At 64.5% G+C, this 16,413-nt stretch carries 16 protein-coding genes; 11 read left to right on the top strand and 5 right to left on the bottom strand.

The genetic code is table 11. The features are described 5' to 3' along the window. Positions 1-3: 3 nt before the first annotated feature. Genes K420_RS0112280 through nfsB form a run of 4 tightly spaced genes read right to left on the bottom strand, consistent with a single transcriptional unit; the run spans position 4 to position 2,927 of the window. Positions 4-1,056 (bottom strand): zinc ribbon domain-containing protein, encoded by a 1,053-nt coding sequence (locus tag K420_RS0112280; RefSeq protein WP_027458321.1) that lies wholly within the window; start codon positions 1,054-1,056, stop codon positions 4-6. Next, entirely contained in the window at positions 1,053-1,979 is a 927-nt protein-coding gene (locus tag K420_RS0112275) for a DUF808 domain-containing protein (protein ID WP_027458320.1), read from the bottom strand. Before K420_RS0112275 ends, K420_RS0112280 begins: the two co-directional genes overlap by 4 nt. A gap of 50 nt (positions 1,980-2,029) precedes the next feature. Next, the gene (locus K420_RS0112270) at positions 2,030-2,224 is read right to left on the bottom strand and encodes a hypothetical protein (RefSeq protein ID WP_027458319.1); all 195 of its coding nucleotides are present in this window, start codon (positions 2,222-2,224) and stop codon (positions 2,030-2,032) included. A gap of 52 nt (positions 2,225-2,276) precedes the next feature. Then, positions 2,277-2,927 (bottom strand): oxygen-insensitive NAD(P)H nitroreductase, encoded by a 651-nt coding sequence (nfsB, locus tag K420_RS0112265; RefSeq protein ID WP_027458318.1) that lies wholly within the window; start codon positions 2,925-2,927, stop codon positions 2,277-2,279. A 113-nt stretch (positions 2,928-3,040) separates the two neighbouring features. On the opposite strand from nfsB, the gene parE reads away from it, so the two are divergent. From parE to argC, 5 genes are all read left to right on the top strand, one after another. Then, positions 3,041-4,990 (top strand): DNA topoisomerase IV subunit B, encoded by a 1,950-nt coding sequence (gene parE, locus K420_RS0112260; RefSeq protein WP_027458317.1) that lies wholly within the window; start codon positions 3,041-3,043, stop codon positions 4,988-4,990. Positions 4,991-5,195: 205 nt separating this feature from the next. Further along, complete coding sequence (locus K420_RS19770) at positions 5,196-5,678, top strand: Spy/CpxP family protein refolding chaperone (protein WP_157275078.1); 483 nt, start codon at positions 5,196-5,198, stop codon at positions 5,676-5,678. A 115-nt stretch (positions 5,679-5,793) separates the two neighbouring features. After that, positions 5,794-6,852 (top strand): phospholipase A, encoded by a 1,059-nt coding sequence (locus tag K420_RS18935; protein ID WP_051453111.1) that lies wholly within the window; start codon positions 5,794-5,796, stop codon positions 6,850-6,852. 15 nt (positions 6,853-6,867) lie between these two features. Then, positions 6,868-7,749: a patatin-like phospholipase family protein gene (locus K420_RS0112245; protein ID WP_027458316.1), complete on the top strand. Its 882-nt coding sequence runs from the start codon at positions 6,868-6,870 to the stop codon at positions 7,747-7,749. 72 nt (positions 7,750-7,821) lie between these two features. Next, the gene (gene argC / locus K420_RS0112240) at positions 7,822-8,772 is read left to right on the top strand and encodes an N-acetyl-gamma-glutamyl-phosphate reductase (RefSeq protein ID WP_027458315.1); all 951 of its coding nucleotides are present in this window, start codon (positions 7,822-7,824) and stop codon (positions 8,770-8,772) included. A gap of 62 nt (positions 8,773-8,834) precedes the next feature. On the opposite strand, the gene K420_RS0112235 is transcribed toward argC, so the two are convergent. After that, positions 8,835-9,662, bottom strand: a complete 828-nt coding sequence (locus K420_RS0112235) for a type IV pili methyl-accepting chemotaxis transducer N-terminal domain-containing protein (RefSeq protein ID WP_027458314.1) — start codon at positions 9,660-9,662, stop codon at positions 8,835-8,837. A gap of 121 nt (positions 9,663-9,783) precedes the next feature. Between K420_RS0112235 and K420_RS0112230 the strand changes: the two genes are divergently transcribed. From K420_RS0112230 to K420_RS19765, 6 genes are all read left to right on the top strand, one after another. Continuing rightward, a complete protein-coding gene (locus K420_RS0112230; protein ID WP_232422773.1) occupies positions 9,784-10,101 on the top strand; it encodes a DUF1330 domain-containing protein in 318 nt (105 codons plus the stop codon). Between the two features lie 62 nt (positions 10,102-10,163). Continuing rightward, a complete protein-coding gene (locus tag K420_RS0112225; RefSeq protein ID WP_027458312.1) occupies positions 10,164-11,189 on the top strand; it encodes a patatin-like phospholipase family protein in 1,026 nt (341 codons plus the stop codon). A 36-nt stretch (positions 11,190-11,225) separates the two neighbouring features. Further along, entirely contained in the window at positions 11,226-13,208 is a 1,983-nt protein-coding gene (locus K420_RS0112220; protein WP_027458311.1) for a B12-binding domain-containing radical SAM protein, read from the top strand. Next, positions 13,208-13,588 carry a hypothetical protein gene (locus K420_RS0112215; RefSeq protein WP_027458310.1) on the top strand — a complete coding sequence of 127 codons (381 nt, stop codon included), beginning with the start codon at positions 13,208-13,210 and terminating at the stop codon, positions 13,586-13,588. The genes K420_RS0112220 and K420_RS0112215 overlap by 1 nt, the downstream gene beginning before the upstream one ends. A 93-nt stretch (positions 13,589-13,681) precedes the next feature. Then, positions 13,682-14,458 carry a substrate-binding domain-containing protein gene (locus K420_RS18930; protein ID WP_035854796.1) on the top strand — a complete coding sequence of 259 codons (777 nt, stop codon included), beginning with the start codon at positions 13,682-13,684 and terminating at the stop codon, positions 14,456-14,458. A 9-nt stretch (positions 14,459-14,467) separates the two neighbouring features. Next, a complete protein-coding gene (locus tag K420_RS19765; protein WP_051453110.1) occupies positions 14,468-16,411 on the top strand; it encodes a hybrid sensor histidine kinase/response regulator in 1,944 nt (647 codons plus the stop codon). Positions 16,412-16,413 lie beyond the last annotated feature (2 nt).

Genomic DNA, 16,413 nt, shown 5'->3' with positions numbered 1-16,413 from the left:
CCATCAGGAAGCTGCCCGCCCCTCGCTGCTTGCTGTTCCGCAAGCGTGGCAGAAACGGGAGAACGCGCTCTTGCGTTGCGAGCACTTGCCGCAACGATCGAACAGGCAGATGCCGCAATGCGGACAGTAGTCGATGGCCGTATTGGCCAGATCGACCGGGCGCTCGCAGCCCGGGCAGACTTTCTTGGCCAGTCGCGCCAGCGCCGTGTCGTAGCTGAGTTCCTTCCGCCGCTCGACATCCGGCATGGCTTCGGCCTGCTTCTGTCGCTCGAGATAGCGGTTCAGCGCGACGATGGCGTAGCGGCCGACCAGCACGGTGATCGCGATACCGACCACGTAGCGCACCCAGCCGCCATAGCTCGGAATGTAGGGGACCAGTTCGACAAAGAAGGCGAACAGCGCAAAGTAGATGAAGCCCCAGACGAAGGGCCACCAGGTGCTTTGCCGCTTGCGGGCGAACAGCCAGCCGGCGACGGCGAGTAGCGGCAGGGTCAGGGCCAGCCGGTAGCCGAAGACGCGGAGTTCCTGCTGGCGCAATTCGACACCGAGCTTTTCCGAGGCGGCGCTCTGCAATGCCTGCAGAGTGCGTTGCGCTCGCGCTTCGGCCTGCCGGGCATCGAGCAACGCCTGCTGCTGGCGCTCGACATCGGCCTGCGCCTTGCGTTCGAGGATCTTCAGTGCGTCGAGCGCCTGTGTCCGCTCGATCAGTTCGCTGTCCTGCTCCGCCCGCCTGGTGGCATGGCGGGTGGCCAGCCAGTTGTTGAAGGTATCGCGCGCGGCCTGCGAATTGGCCCGTGCTCCGTTGAATTTGAGTTGCGCCTGGTCGTGCGCATCCTGGGCGGCCTGCCGTTGTTCCTGCAGGCCGCGTAGTTCGGCACGCAGCGTGTCGGCGGCCGGCTTGTCGATGAAGTCATCGAGCGTGTAGCGCTGCTCGACCTTGGGCAGGTTGGCGACGATATTGCCGCCCAGTCCAATCAGGAAGCTGGCGAAAACGAAGGCGACCAGCCACAAGCCGAGACGGAACCACTTTTCCGACAACCGCAACGCCTTGCTCACGCCTTCGCTCCCCCCGTCAGTAGCCGACGGCCCACCGCAAACGTCTTGAGGCCGAGCAGGGCCAGAGCCCCGCCGGCCACGCCAACCAGGGCGTCGAGCAGCATGCCGGCCAGGCTGCTCCCCGGGCCGGCCAGTTCGGCCCAGTGTTCGATGGCATGGTGCAGCGGCGGCACACCGTGCGCCAGGATGCTGCCGCCGACCAGAAACATCGCCGCCGTGCCGAGCACGGTCAGCAGGCGCATCAGCTTCGGCGCCGCCAGCAACAAGCCCTTGCCGATCAATTTCGCCAGTCCCGACCCTTTCAGCAACAACCAAGCGCCGACGTCGTCCATCTTGACGATGCCGGCGACGATGCCATACACGCCGACGGTCATGATCACCCCGATGCCGGACAGTACCGCCAGTTGCGACAGGAAGGGCTGCTCGGCGACGGTGCCGAGCGCGATGACGATGATTTCTGCCGACAACACGAAATCGGTGCGGATGGCCCCCTTGATCTTGTCGGCTTCGAATGCGGCCAGGTCGATGTCGGCATCGGCCAGCGCAGCGACTTCCTGGGCGTGGTGTGCGGCGTCATCTTCCGCACTGTGCAGCCATTTGTGCAGCAGTTTCTCGACACCCTCCAGGCACAGGTAGAAGCCGCCGAGCATGAGCAGCGGCATGACGGCCCATGGGATGAAGGCGCTGATCGCCAGTGCCGCCGGCACGAGGATCAGCTTGTTCCTGATCGAACCGACCGCCACCGCCCAGACCACCGGCAGCTCGCGTTCGGCCGCTACGCCGGCCACCTGCTGGGCATTCAGCGCCAGGTCGTCGCCCAGCACACCTGCTGTTTTCTTGGCAGCGACCTTGGTCAGGATGGCGACATCGTCCAGAACGCTCGCGATGTCGTCGATCAGGGTGAGCAGGCTGGCACCGGCCATTGCGGGTCTCCGTTCGCAGTCAGTTCAGCGCCGGTGCGGCGCCGGCAGGTTCAGCAAGAGGGTGTGACGAGATCGAAGGAATACTCGCGCAACCAACTGGCCCGGCGATCGAAGGGCGAACGGCGCTCCTCGAAGACCAGGCCGTTGCGCGTCATGAAGGGGGGCGGCTCGACCCGGTTACGGGATCGGCGGTCGATACCGCGCACACGCTGCGGTGTCTTTGGCTCTGCCGGTTGAACATCCATGACCTGCCCCTCGCTTGCCGGAAAACACCAATTATGCCATCCGGCAGCCGCGTCAGATATCGGTAAAGATGCGGGCTTCCGGCAGGCGCGACTTGGGCAGCCGGGCGTTGAAGTCGTCCTCAGCACTGTAGCCGAGCGCGACGATCAGCACGCTACGCAACCCCTGGGCGTGCAGGCCGAGCGCCGCATCGACGGCTTCGGTATCGATCCCTTCCATCGGGCAGGCATCGACCCCCAGTGCCCCGGCGGCCAGCAACAGGTTGCCGAGGGCGATGTAGACCTGGCGATCGACCCAGGCGTCAAGATCCTGCTTGTCCTGGTGCGACTTGACGTAGAAATTGCGGGCATTGCTCTGCATGGTCTTGCCCTCCGGCATCGGGAAGCGGCCATCGGCTTCTTCCTGGGCAAGCAGGGCCGCCAGGTGGGCCTCGTCGAGATCGGTTCTGGCGCAGAACACCACGGCATGCGAACACCGGGCCACCTTCGGCGCGTTGTAGGCATAGTTGCCGGCCAGCGTGGCGGCGATCTTCGCCTTGCCTTCGTCGCTGGCGGCAACGACGAAATGCCAGGGCTGCGAGTTGACCGAAGCCGGCGCGAAGCGCAACACGGTGCGCAGGTCGGCCATCACGGCATCGGGAATCTTGCGCTGCGGATCGAAGGCTTTGCAGGTACGGCGGGTCGTGGCGATTTGGGCGATGTTCATCGGGGAATTCCTTGGCTGAATAGTGATTACGGCCGGCGCGGCGGCGGGTAGAATCGCGGTCCGCGCCGCGCTGGCGTGGCCAACAGACATTATCACCCAAGCTCAGGTTCCGCATGTCCGATTACTCCGCCGCCTCGATCCGTGTCCTGAAAGACCTCGAACCCGTCAAGGAACGCCCCGGGATGTACACCCGGACGACCTGCCCGACCCACATCGTGCAGGAAGTCATCGACAACGCCGCCGACGAGGCACTGGCCGGTTTCGCCAAGAAGATTTCGGTGCGCATCCAGGCAGACGGCCTGATCGAGGTGTCGGACAACGGCCGCGGCATCCCGGTCGAGATTCACCCGGAAGAAGGCAAGCCGGCCGTCGAACTGGTCTTCTGCAAGCTGCACGCCGGCGGCAAGTTCAACAAGAAGGAGTCGGGCAACGCCTACCGCTTCTCCGGCGGCCTGCACGGCGTCGGTGTTTCGGTGACCAATGCGCTGTCCACTCGGCTGGAAGTCGAGATCAAGCGCGGCGGCGGTGTGCACAAGATCGTCTTTGCCGACGGCTTCGTCGTCGAGCCGCTGGCCCGTATCGGCGAGGTCGGCCCGCGCACGACCGGCACGACGGTGCGCATCTCGCCCGATCCGAAATATTTCGACTCGCCCAAGGTCAATCTCGGCCAGCTGGAGCACCTGCTGCGCTCCAAGGCGGTACTGATGCCCAATGTCACGGTCGAACTGGAGATCGAAGGGCAGGAGAAAAAAGTCTGGTGCTACCAGAACGGCATGGCGGATTACCTGACCGAGATGATGGTCGGCACACCGGTGGCACCGATCTTCGTCGGCGAAAAGTACGTTGAAGTCGAAAACGGTTTTGCGGTTGGCGAAGGCGCCACCTGGGCGCTGGCCTGGTTCGAGGAAGGCGGCGGCAAGCCGGAGAGCTACGTCAATCTGATCCCGACGCTCGATGGCGGCACGCACGAGGCCGGCCTGAAATCCGGCGTCTTCGAGGCGGTCAAGGCTTTTGCCGAGCACCACGCCATCCTGCCGGCCAAGGTCAAACTGGCGCAGGAAGACGTCTGCGGCAAGATGACCTACCTGCTCTCGGCCAAGGTGCTCGACCCGCAGTTCCAGGGCCAGACCAAGGAAAAACTGACCTCGCGCGATGCCTACAAACTGGTCGCACAGATGGTGCGCGATCCCTTCGAACTGTGGCTGAACAGCCATGCCGATTTCGGCAAGAAGATCGCCGAACTGGCGGTCAAGGCGGCGCAGAACCGCATGAAATCGACCCAGAAGGTCGAGAAGAAGAAATCCTCCGGCATCGCCACCCTACCCGGCAAGCTGACCGATTGCGAATCCGACGACATTTCGCGCAATGAACTCTTCCTGGTCGAGGGCGACTCGGCCGGCGGCTCGGCCAAGCAGGGCCGCGACAAGGAAACCCAGGCGGTGTTGCCGCTGAGGGGCAAGGTGCTGAACACCTGGGAAGTCGAGCGCGACCAGTTGTTCAAGAACAACGAAGTGCACGACATTTCGGTCGCCATCGGCGTCGACCCGCACGGCATCGACCAGATCGACAGCATCGACGTTTCCGGCCTGCGCTACGGCCGCATCATCGTGATGTCCGATGCCGACGTGGACGGCTCGCACATCCAGGTGCTGCTGTTCACCCTCTTCCTCAAGCACTTCCCGGCGCTGGTCGAAAAGGGCCACATCCACGTCGCGCAACCGCCGCTGTTCCGCGTCGACGTCGAAGCCAAGGGGCACACCCGCAAGGTCTATTGCCTCGACGAAGCCGAGAAGGAACAGACCCTGCACAAGCTGCGCGAGGAAGGTGTCCCGGAACACCGCATCACCGTCTCCCGCTTCAAGGGCCTCGGCGAAATGAACCCGGACCAGCTATGGGAAACCACGCTCTGTCCGGACACCCGCCGCCTCGTGCCCTTCCAGGCCGACCGTGACACGATCGCCCAGATGCACCGCACGTTTACATTGCTCATGGGCAAGGGTGAAGCCTCCGGCCGCCGGGCGTGGATGGAAAAGGACGGCGGGCTGGTCGAGGCGGATGTCTGAGCACCCGGATTGTTTCCTGCGCTTTTCCTTGGCGCCCCCTTTGCGCCTTCGCGCCTTGGCGGTGAATGTTCTTCACGCTCTCTCAGCCTGACACCTGAAACAGCTTGCAACACTTTCCCCCCGGACGGAAATAGCTGAATTACATGTGTGCGCTCTAATGGTTTCCAGCGCGGAATGTCCCGCCTTCACCATCAAGGAGTCCACCATGTTGAACAACAAAAAACTGCGTATTGCCGCCCTGGTGCTGGGAGCCAGCGCCGCTGTCATGTCCGCCCCGAGCTTCGCCCAGCGTGGCGGCTGCTGGGGTGATGGCCCGATGGGCGGTCGTTATGCCGAAGGCCGCTTCGCCGACCGCATGAAGATGCACCAGCAGCGCCTGCACGACGCGCTGAAGCTGACGCCGCAACAGGAAGGCGCCTGGACGAAATTCCAGGAATCCCACCCGTTTGCCGGAAACGCCAAGCGCCCCGACCCGGTCGACTTCAGCACGCTGACAGCGCCAGAGCGCGCCGAGAAGATGCTGGAATGGCAGAAACAGCATCAGGAAGCGATGAGCCAGCACGTCGCCGCCATGAAGGACTTCTACGCCCAGCTGACGCCGGAGCAGAAGAAGACCTTCGACGAGCAGACGCAATGGGGACGCCAGGGCCGTCGCGGTCCGGCCGGCGGCCCGCCGCCGCAGAAATAAGCCTTTCTGACTGACCCATGGCCGGCCGGCAGCAATGCCTGGCCGGCTTTTCGTTCACGCCGCGTACCGTCCCGGCTTGGCCTATCATGCGATTTTGGACGCCCATTGCCCCGTCATGCGCCTCAATCCGCTGTTCATGCCCTTGCTGTTTGTCGCTTCCGGCCACGCTGCCGGCCTTGAGTCGCTGTCCGAATGCCGTCGCCTGATCGACGACCGCGCGCGGCTCGCCTGCTATGACCGCGTGGCCGCCGGCGTCCCGCCGCTGCCTGCGACGAATGCCGCCGACGCGCAGCCAACCGCCATCGCCGCCCCGGAGCAGCCACCGCTCGAAAGCAGCATGGCTCTCCCCGAGACGCCCCGCTCGCCCTCGCTGCTTGGCCAGGCCTGGGAACTGGATCCGGAGGAACGGGGCAGGATCCTGCGCATCCGGCCCTACAAACCGGTTTACGTGCTGCCGTTCTTCCGCGCCAACCAGCCCAACCACCACCCCAACTCGCCTGCCGCCGAACACAGCGCCAGCTATACCGCGCTCGGCACCACCGAAGCCAAGTTGCAGATCAGTCTGAAGAGCAAACTCTACGAAGACCTTCTTGGCAGCAACGGCGACCTCTGGTTCGGCTATACCCAGACCTCGCGCTGGCAAGTCTATACCGGTGCCGATTCGCGCCCCTTCCGCGAAACCAACCACGAACCGGAAGCCATGCTGGTGTGGCGCACCGACTACACGCTGGGCGGCTGGCGCGGCCGCTTCGCCGCACTCGGCATCAACCACCAGTCAAACGGCCGGGCGCTGCCTTTCTCACGCAGCTGGAATCGCATCATCGGCACACTGGCCTTCGAAAAGGCGGACTGGACAGTCACCCTTCGCCCCTGGTGGCGTATCAAGGAAGACCGCAATACGGACGACAATCCGGATATCGAAAGCTACCTGGGGCGTGCCGACCTGCAAATCGTCCACCGCATGAAGCGGCATCAGTTCTCGCTACTGCTCCGCCACAACCTGGAGGGCGGCAGCAGCAGCCGCGGCGCGATCCAGGTGGACTATGCCTTCCCCATCGCTGGCGAGCTGCGCGGCCACCTGCAGTGGTTCTCCGGCTACGGCGAAAGCCTGATCGACTACAATCACCGCGCCAATTACTACGGCGTCGGCGTATCGCTGCTCGAATGGTACTGACGCCCAATCAAAACGATGACTGTATCCCGCCCCGACCTCCGCCGTCGCAGCCTGCTGCTCGCCAGCGCCGCAACCGCCCTCCTCAGCGCCTGCACCTCGCTGCGCCCTGAAAAAGCCCCCCCTGCGCCGGCCAAACCGAAGATCGGACTCGCCCTCGGTGGTGGCGCGGCCCGCGGCTTCGCCCATATCGGCGTGATCAAGATGCTCGAATCGCACGGTATCTACCCCGACTACGTGGTCGGCACCAGTGCCGGCGCGGTCGTCGGCTCGCTCTATGCCGCCGGCTACGATGCCTTCGCCATGCAGAAGATCGCCCAGCAACTCGACGAGAAGATCTTTGCCGACTGGACGCTGGGGGGCCGCGGCCTGCTCAAGGGCGAGGCGCTGCAGGACTTCATCAACCAGCACATCAACCGCCGGCCGCTGGAACAGCTGAACCGCCGCTTCGCGACCGTTGCCACCGACCTCAACAGCGGCGAGCGCGTCGTCTTCCGCACCGGCGATACCGGCATGGCGGTGCGCGCCTCGGCGGCCGTACCGGGTGTTTTCCAGCCGACGCAATTCCGCGGCCACAGTTATGTCGATGGCGGCCTGACCAGCCCGGTGCCAGTCCAGGCAGCGCGCGACATGGGGGCCGACATCGTCATCGCTGTCGATATTTCGGCCAAGCCGGAAGGCCAGCCAACCGACAGCATGACGGCCATCATGTGGCAGACGACGACCATCATGGGCGGCGCCATCGCGGCCAACGAGCTCAAGGGCGCCGATGTGGTGATCCGCCCCAGGCTGCCCTACGTCAAGTCGTGGGACTTCACGGCGCGCAACGAGGCCATGATCGAAGGCGAGCGCGCTGCACTGGCCGCCTTGCCGGCGATCAAGCAGAAATTGCTGCGCTGAAGGGGGATATCCCCAAAGCGTCACACTTTTCTGCCAGAATTTCGTTTTCACACCCCATCCAGCGGACCCACCATGACCTACAAAGTCTTTGTCGACGGCCAGGAAGGCACCACCGGCCTGCAGATCAACGAATACCTCGCCCAGCGCAGCGACGTCGAAGTACTCAAGATCGACACCGACAAGCGCAAGGATCTGGCCGAGCGCAAGCGCCTGATCAATGCCTCCGACGTGACTTTCCTGTGCCTGCCGGACGAGGCCGCCAAGGAATCGGTGTCGCTGGTCGACAACCCGAACACCTGCGTCATCGACGCGTCGACCGCGCACCGCGTCAATCCGGCGTGGACCTTCGGCCTGCCGGAACTGGCCAAGGATCAGCGCGCCAAGATCAAGGCCTCCAAGCGCATCGCCAACCCGGGCTGCCACGCCACCGCCTTCATCCTCGCCCTGCGCCCGCTGGTGCAGGCCGGCCTGCTGCCGGCCGCGACGCAGATCGCCGCCAACTCCATCACCGGCTATTCCGGCGGCGGCAAGTCGATGATCGCCGATTACCAGGCCGCCGCCAGCGATGCGACCCGCCTCAAGGCCCCGCGCCCCTATGCGCTGGCCCTGGCCCACAAGCACCTGCCGGAAATGCAGGCCTACACCGGCCTCACCGTGGCGCCGATCTTCCAGCCCATCGTCGGACCGTTCTACAAGGGCCTGGCCGTCACGGCCTACCTGCAGCCGCAGCAATTCACCCGCCAGGCCTCGCCAGCCGACGTGCAGAAAATCATTGCTGACTACTACGCCGGCGAGCGCTTCATCAACGTGCTGCCGGTCGACCTGGCCGCCACCACCGAAGGCGGTTTCTACAATGTGGAAGCCAACAACGACACCAACCGGGTCGACATCGCCGTCTTCGGCAACGACGAGCGCATGTTGGTCGTCGCCCGCCTGGACAACCTCGGCAAGGGCGCTTCCGGCGCCGCCGTGCAGGCGATGAACGTGCATCTCGGCGTCGAGGAAACGCTCGGCCTGATCTGATCCCAGCGCACCAGGACAAAGCCCCGGGCCGTCAAGAACGCCCCGGGGCTTTGTTTTGGGCCTCAGCGGCCGGTGCGGGTGCCTTCGCCGTAATCCCTGACGTATTGCAGGCTGGTCTGGTCCAGCACCTGCGCGATGCGTTCGCTGCTCGTGGCGACGTTCTGTGCGGATCTGTCCTCGCGGCGGTCCGCCTTGTTCAGGTCACGGATGGCGTTGTCGAAAAAAATCCACTGATTCCTGGCCAGGCCGATGTTGTCCCGGCTGGAGGTGCTGTTCTCGCGCGCCGTATCCAGTTCCTGCAAGCCGTGGGCGAATTCCTTGCGGGCCTGCTCGATGTCGGTCAGCACGCCTTGGCTGTAGTTGCCGGCATATGCCTGCAGGTAGAGGCGGGCCAGGCGCTGCGACAGCATGTTGAGGCGTGACGACAAGTCCACCAGCCGGCCGACCGGCGTTTCGCCCTCGCCCTCGATCAGCATGGCGAGCTTGCCGGCATGCACCATCAATTCGTCGGCCACAAGATTGAGCCGTTCGCTGCCGGCGGCATCCGGCGCCTTCTTCAACAAGCCGCGCATTTCCTGCCACAAGGCCTCGCTGCGGGCGAAGGTGCGTTGCATATTCGGCTTGCGGGCGTAGCGTGACAGACGGCCGAATTCGGCATCGACCTCGGGCAGGGCAGCCTCGATCTGCTGCCGGGCCTGCCCGGCCTTGAGGCCCATGGCGGCCTGCACATGGAGTTTGGCCAGGCGCTGCGACTGCATGCGCAGCCGCCCGGCGCTGGCGATATCCTGCGCGAGCTGCGTCCCATCGGCCGGCCTGGCGGCAACGGCCGATGTCTGCGCCACGGCCTGTGCCACCGGGGCGGCGAGCAGCCAGAACGACAAGGAAAGCATGAACGGGGCAAGACGAAGGAAACCGGATAAAGACATCGCGAACGTAGGGAAATCGTTTCGGGGCGCGCATTGCACCATGCCGATGTTGCAATGGCTTTACACCGCAGATGCTTGACCTATCATGGCCACTCCGCCCCAACGCCTCGTTCACACCATGTATTACGTCATTGGTCACATCACCGTCAAAGACCCAGCCCAATGGGCCGAATACCGCGCACAGGTTCCGGCCACGTTGGCTCCCTGGCAGGCCGAACTGGTTTTCCGCGGTGAACGGCACGCAGTGCTCGGCGGCTGCCATACCCACACCGATACGGTCGTCATCCGCTTCCCCAGCGTCGAAGCTGTCGACGGCTGGTTCCATTCCGCCGCCTACCAGGCACTGATCCCCTTGCGCCTCGCCGCAGCCGATGTCGACTTGATCAGCTACGCCGCCAGTTGAAGGTGACGCGCCGGCCCCTTGCGATGGCATGATGTTGGCAAGCCAACACCGAGGTCGCGACGATGCCTGAATCCCCCACCATCAGCCTGGCCCTGCAGGGCGGTGGCGCACACGGCGCCTTTACCTGGGGCGTGCTCGATGCCCTGCTGGACGATGGCCGCTTCCGCTTTGAAGGCGTCAGCGGTACCAGTGCCGGGGCCATGAATGCCCTCTGTCTGGCGCACGGCCTGATGACCGGCGGTCCGGATGGCGCCCGTGAAACGCTGCGCGCCTTCTGGACTGGCATCGCCGACCTTGCCCCGACTGCTTCCCCAAGCAGCTCGCCCGGCACCATTTCCCCGGCCCTGAAGATGATGCTGCAATGGACGAACTACCTGAGCCCGGAGCAGATCAACCCCTTCGACCTGAACCCCCTGCGCGACCTGATCGAGGCCCGCTTCGATTTCGCGCAGTTGCGCCGGGAAAGCCCAATCAAGCTGTTCATCGCCACCACCCACGCCAATTCCGGGAAGCTGCGCGTCTTCGGCAACCACGAACTGACGGCCGACGTCTTCCTGGCCTCCGCCTGCCTGCCGACCATCCACCGCACCATCGTCATCGATGGCGAGCCCTATTGGGATGGCGGCTACAGCGCCAATCCGGCGGTCTTTCCGCTGTTTTACGACTGCCGCACGCCGGACATCCTGCTCGTCCTGCTCACCCCCCTGCGTTATGCCGAAACGCCGGAAAGCGCCGAGGACATCCGCACCCGGCTGCGCGAACTGGCTTTCAATTCAACCTTCCTGCGCGAAATGCGGATGTTCGCCCACCTGCACGAACATATCGCCACGCCCAACCTGCCGGCCTGGCTGCTCGACAAGCTGCCCATTGCCCGCTTCGAACGCCGGCTGGCCGGCCTGCGCTTCCATGCCATCAGCGCCGAGCATGTGCTGGGCGAAATGCCTTCCGACAGCAAGCTGGCAGTCAGCCATGAGTTTTTCGACAACCTGTTCGCCGTCGGCCACGCCCATGCCCGGCGCTGGCTGGAAAAGCACGGCCCACAGGTCGGCAAGCAGGCCAGCCTCGATCTGGCCAGCCTGTTTTATTGACCGCCGGCAGCCGGGAGACGGGTAAACTTCCGCCCCATGACCGCCGCCTCTCCCCGCATTCTCAGCGTCATCCCGCCGATGACGCAGCTCAACACCCCCTACCCGGCCACCGCCTACCTGACCGGTTTCCTGCGTTCGCGCGGCTTTCACGCCGAACAGACCGACCTGGCATTGCTGCTGGTACTCGACCTGCTCTCCCGCGCCGGCCTGCCCGGCCTGAAGGCAGCCGCCGAGACCATCCCGCCCAAGAAGCGATCGCGCACGCTGAAGACCTTTCTCAACGAATACGACCGCTACCTGGCCGCCATCGACCCCGCCATCGCCCTGCTCCAGGGCCGTGACGGCTCGATCGCCCACCGCATCTGCTCGCGCGCCTTCCTGCCCGAAGGACCCCGCTTCTCGGCCATCGACAACTACGTTGACGACGAGAGCGGCGACCCGCTGGCCTGGGCTTTCGGCGCCCTCGGCATCCAGGATCGCGCGCGCCACCTGGCGACACTCTTTCTCAACGACCTGGCCGACGTATTGCGCGAGGCCGTCGATACCCGCTTCGAATTCGTCCGCTATGGCGAAACCCTGGCCCAGAGCCAGGCCAGCTTCGATCTGCTGGCCACCGCACTGGCCGCGCCACCCACCCTGGTCGATGACACCCTGGCCCGCCTGACCCACGCCGCCATCGAGCGCCACCAGCCCGATCTGGTGCTGATCTCGGTGCCCTTCCCCGGCTCGGTCTATGGCGCCTTCCGCATCGCCCAGACGATCAAGGCAACGCGGCCCGAGATCGTCACCGTGCTCGGCGGCGGCTTCGTCAATACCGAGCTGCGCGAACTGGCCGAGCCGCGCGTCTTTGATTATTTCGACTACGTCACGCTCGACGACGGCGAGCGCCCTTTGCTCGCCCTGCTCGACCAGCACTTCGGCGCCCGGCCGGCGACGACCTCCAAACTGCCGCCCGTGCTCAACGCCGACGCACCGGCCAGTGCCTGCCGCCCGGCTGGCGACGATTCCGGCCTGGTTCGCACCTTTGCCCGTGTCGACGGCGCCGTGCGCTATTTCGACTGTGGCCTGCCCGACATTCCCTTCGAGGAGGTCGGCACCGCCACCTGGGATGGCCTGCCGCTCGACCGCTACCTGTCGCTGCTCGACATGCTCAACCCCATGCACCGGCTGTGGTCGGACGGGCACTGGAACAAGCTCACGGTCGCCCACGGCTGCTACTGGAAGAAATGCAGCTTCTGCGACATCAACCTCGACTACATCGGCCGCTACGATGCCGCCAGCGCCAAAACACTGGTCGACCGCATCGAGCGCATCGTCGAGGAAACCGGCCACACCGGCTTCCACCTCGTCGACGAGGCGGCGCCGCCCAAGGCCCTGCGCGCCATGGCCGAGGAACTGCAGCGACGCAACCTGGCCATTTCGTGGTGGGGCAACATCCGCTTCGAAAAATCCTTCACGCCGGAGCTTTGCCTGCAACTGGCCGACAGCGGCTGCATCGCCGTCTCTGGCGGCCTGGAAGTCGCCTCCGACCGCCTGCTCAAGCTGATGAAGAAAGGCGTCTCGGTCGACCAGGTAGCCCGCGTCACCCGCGCCTTCACCGATGCCGGTATCCTGGTGCATGCCTACCTGATGTACGGCTTCCCGACGCAAACCGTGCAGGATACGGTCGATGCCCTCGAATACGTTCGCCAGTTGTTCGCCGAAAACTGCATCCAGTCCGGCTTCTTCCACCGTTTCGCGTGCACCGTGCATTCGCCGGTCGGGCGCAATCCGGAGGAATATGGCATCACCCTCCAGCCCCTGCCGCCCGTCACTTTCGCCAAGAATGACGTGCATTTCATCGACCCGACCGGTGTTGACCACGACCGCCTCGGCAAGGCGCTGAACAAGGCGCTCTACAACTACATGCACGGCATCTGCCTCGATCAGGATGTCCGCAGCTGGTTCGACGAGCGGGTGCCGAAGCCCCGCGTCGGGCGCAATTTCATCGCCAGGGCGCTTGGCGCCCAATACGACTGATGCGGGTCCGCGACGACACCCCGCCGACACCGCGCGGCATCCGCGTCGCCCTGCTCTTCGCGCTCGCCGCCCATCGGCTGAGTGCCTACTACGAGCACGGCCAGTGGCTGACCGAAGCCCAGGGCGCGACGCTGGCCGCCGACTGGCTGGCCCGCTCGAAGAACAACCTACCGCTGGCCGAGCGCCGTCGGCTTTCCGGACTCAGCGACCGCTTCGCCCGACAGGTCGCCAGCCAGCTATCCCGCGAAGCCGGTCTGTACACCGCCCACGAAATGATGGAAGCGCTCGACCCCAACTATCAGTCGGAACTGGCCCAGACGCTACTGGCCGCCTGCGAGCAGCAGCTGGCCTCCGATGAGGCTGGACTGGACAACGCTTGACGACTGACCTGCCGCTCCGGCCTGAGCACACCGGTTTGTACCAAAACCAGCAAATACTCTAAAATAATATTCCTTTCATTTCGGGCCATTGCCATGTCGGATCTACTGCGCACCGTGCGCCGATTTGCCCTCTGTCTTGTGGCCTTCATTCCGTCGCTCCACGCCCAGGACAGGGAACTGCTCATTTATTGCGGCATTACGATGGTCCGCCCGATCACCGAACTGGCGCGACAGTTCGAGCAAGTCGAGAAGGTCAAGGTCACCATTTCCCAGGGCGGCTCGGAAGACCTTTATAACGCGGCCAAGCGCAGCCGGCTGGGCGACCTCTATTTCCCCGGCGAGCCTTCCTACCGGGATCGACATCTCGCCGAGGGCCTGCTCGGCCACTACCAGACGGTCGGCTATAACCAGGTCGCCATCGTCGTGCCCAAGGGCAACCCGAAGCGGGTCAAGGCAGACGTGCGGGAACTGCTGCGCAAGGATCTGACACTGATCGTCGGCAACGTCGAGAGCGGCAGCATCGGCCAGGAAACCAAGCGTATCCTCGACAAGGCCGGGATTTACCCTGCGGTGGTCGCCAAAGCGGCCCTGATGATGCCCGATTCGCGCGCCATCAACCTGGCGCTGCGCCGCGGCGAAGGCGATATCGCCCTCAATTGGCGGGCAACTGCCTTCTTTCCGGACAACGTGCCGCACCTCGATGTGGTCGATCTCGATACCCGGCTCGCCGAACCGCAGGCCCTGCTCCTCATCCAGCTGACTTTTTCGCGCCAGCCTGAACTCGGCCGCAAATTCATCGATTTCGTCGCCTCGCCGGAAGGCCAGGCGGTATTCCGCAAATACGGCTTCCTCGACAACCGCGCCCGCTAAGCCGTCCCGATGAGCAAGGTAATCCTGTCGCTGCCCGCCGCGACTCGCCGCGCCACGCTATGGTTGCTGGCACTGCTCTGCTTTGGCCTGCTCGCCATCGTCGTGATCAGCGAGGTCACCACCAACCTGATCGCCGAGCTGAATAAACGCAGCAGCAATGAACGGGCGCGGCTGGCCATCGGGGAATACATCGTCAATGGCGTGCAGGGCATCGAAAGTTCCTTCTTCCAGCTCGCCACGACCAGTGCCAGCGCCCGCTCCCGGCTGGCACAGAAGATCGACGACGACGTCAGGGAATTGATCGCCAACATCGACGTCCTGCACAGCGGCGGCTCGGTCAGAAAGCGCCTGGCCCTCAATATCGAGGGCCAGGACGAAATGATTCGCGAGTTCCACTACCGCCCGGATCTGCGCGCCCCCGGTGCCGTGCTCGAGGTCATCGAGATTACCCCCCTGGTCGAGCAGATTCCCCTGCGGGTCAGCCAGTTGATCGAACTCCTCGACCGGCGCGAGGCCTGCGACGGCCGGCGCGACTGCCTGCAAGCCGTCGAGGAAGCCTTGGCCCTGCAATACAAGAGCATTCCTTCCTTCTTCTTCCGCCTGAACGAAAATGCCAACCGGCTGTTTCACGCCGGCTACAGCCAGTTGCAGCAACTGGAAGAGAAACACGACCGCGAACAGGGCAGGCTACGGCTCCTGCAGTACGGCCTCTTTGCGCTGATCGCCCTGTTCGTCACCGGCCTCAGCTGGCATTTTCTCGGCGTCATCGGCAACGCCCAGCAAAAGCTGCGCGCCGCCAAGGAAGCGGCCGAAGCCGCCAGCGTCGCCAAGTCGCAATTCCTGGCCAACATGAGCCACGAGATTCGCACCCCGATGAACGGCGTCATCGGCATGACCGACCTGCTGCTCGAGACGCCACTGAATGCCAGACAGCGGGAGCACCTGAGCATCGTCAAGTCGTCGGCCGAACACTTGCTCGACGTCATCAACGATATTCTCGACTTCTCGAAAATCGAATCGGGCCGCATCGAACTCGAAGCCCTGCCCTTTGCTGTCAACGAATTGCTGGAACAGGCCTGGCAACCGGTGCTGGTGCAGGCACGCGAAAAGGGGCTGGCCATGACCACCCAAATAGGTGACGACGTCCCGCCCTGGCTGATCGGCGATCCAGCCCGCCTGCGCCAGATCCTGATCAACCTGACCGGCAATGCCGTCAAATTCACCGAACGGGGAAGCATCACGCTATCCGCCAGCCGCCTGCCAGACAGCTCGCCCGGCCGCTGCCGTTTGCGCCTCGCCGTCTGCGACACCGGCATCGGCATCCCTGCCGACAAGCTCAGCCATGTCTTCGACGCGTTTACCCAGGCCGACAGTTCGACCACCCGCCGCTACGGCGGCACCGGGCTCGGCCTGTCGATCTGCGAGCGCCTGGTCACGCTGATGGGTGGGCGGATCTGGGTCGAATCCACACTCGGCGAAGGCAGCACTTTCTTCATTGATCTCGACCTGCCGGTAGGCCGGATCGCCGCGGAAGCCAGTCCGCTTGCCATGGCGAGTCCCCCCGCGAGGCGAGCCCTGGACATCCTGCTGGTCGAGGACAACCGGATCAACCAGATGATCGCCAATCACTTGCTCGCCAGCGACGGCCACCGCGTGATGGTCGCCCAACACGGCGGCGAGGCACTGGAGAAAGTCGCCAGCCAGCATTTCGACCTGATCCTGATGGACATGCAAATGCCGGTGATGGGCGGCGTCGAGGCCAGCCAGCGGATTCGCGAATTTGAACGGCTGCATGGCCGGCCGCACTGTCCAATCATCGCGATGACCGCCAATGTCCTGGACAGCGACCGCGAGACCTGTCGCGCCGCCGGCATGGACGATTTCATCGGCAAGCCCATCCAGGCCGCGCAATTCAAGGCACTGATCGCCACCTACGCGAACAGCGGCGGCTGAAT

This window comes from Dechloromonas agitata is5, from assembly GCF_000519045.1.
In the GTDB taxonomy this organism is placed as follows: domain Bacteria; phylum Pseudomonadota; class Gammaproteobacteria; order Burkholderiales; family Rhodocyclaceae; genus Azonexus; species Azonexus agitatus.
The sequence above is the reverse complement of the archived record's forward strand: the minus strand, read 5'-3'. Positions and strand labels throughout refer to the sequence as shown.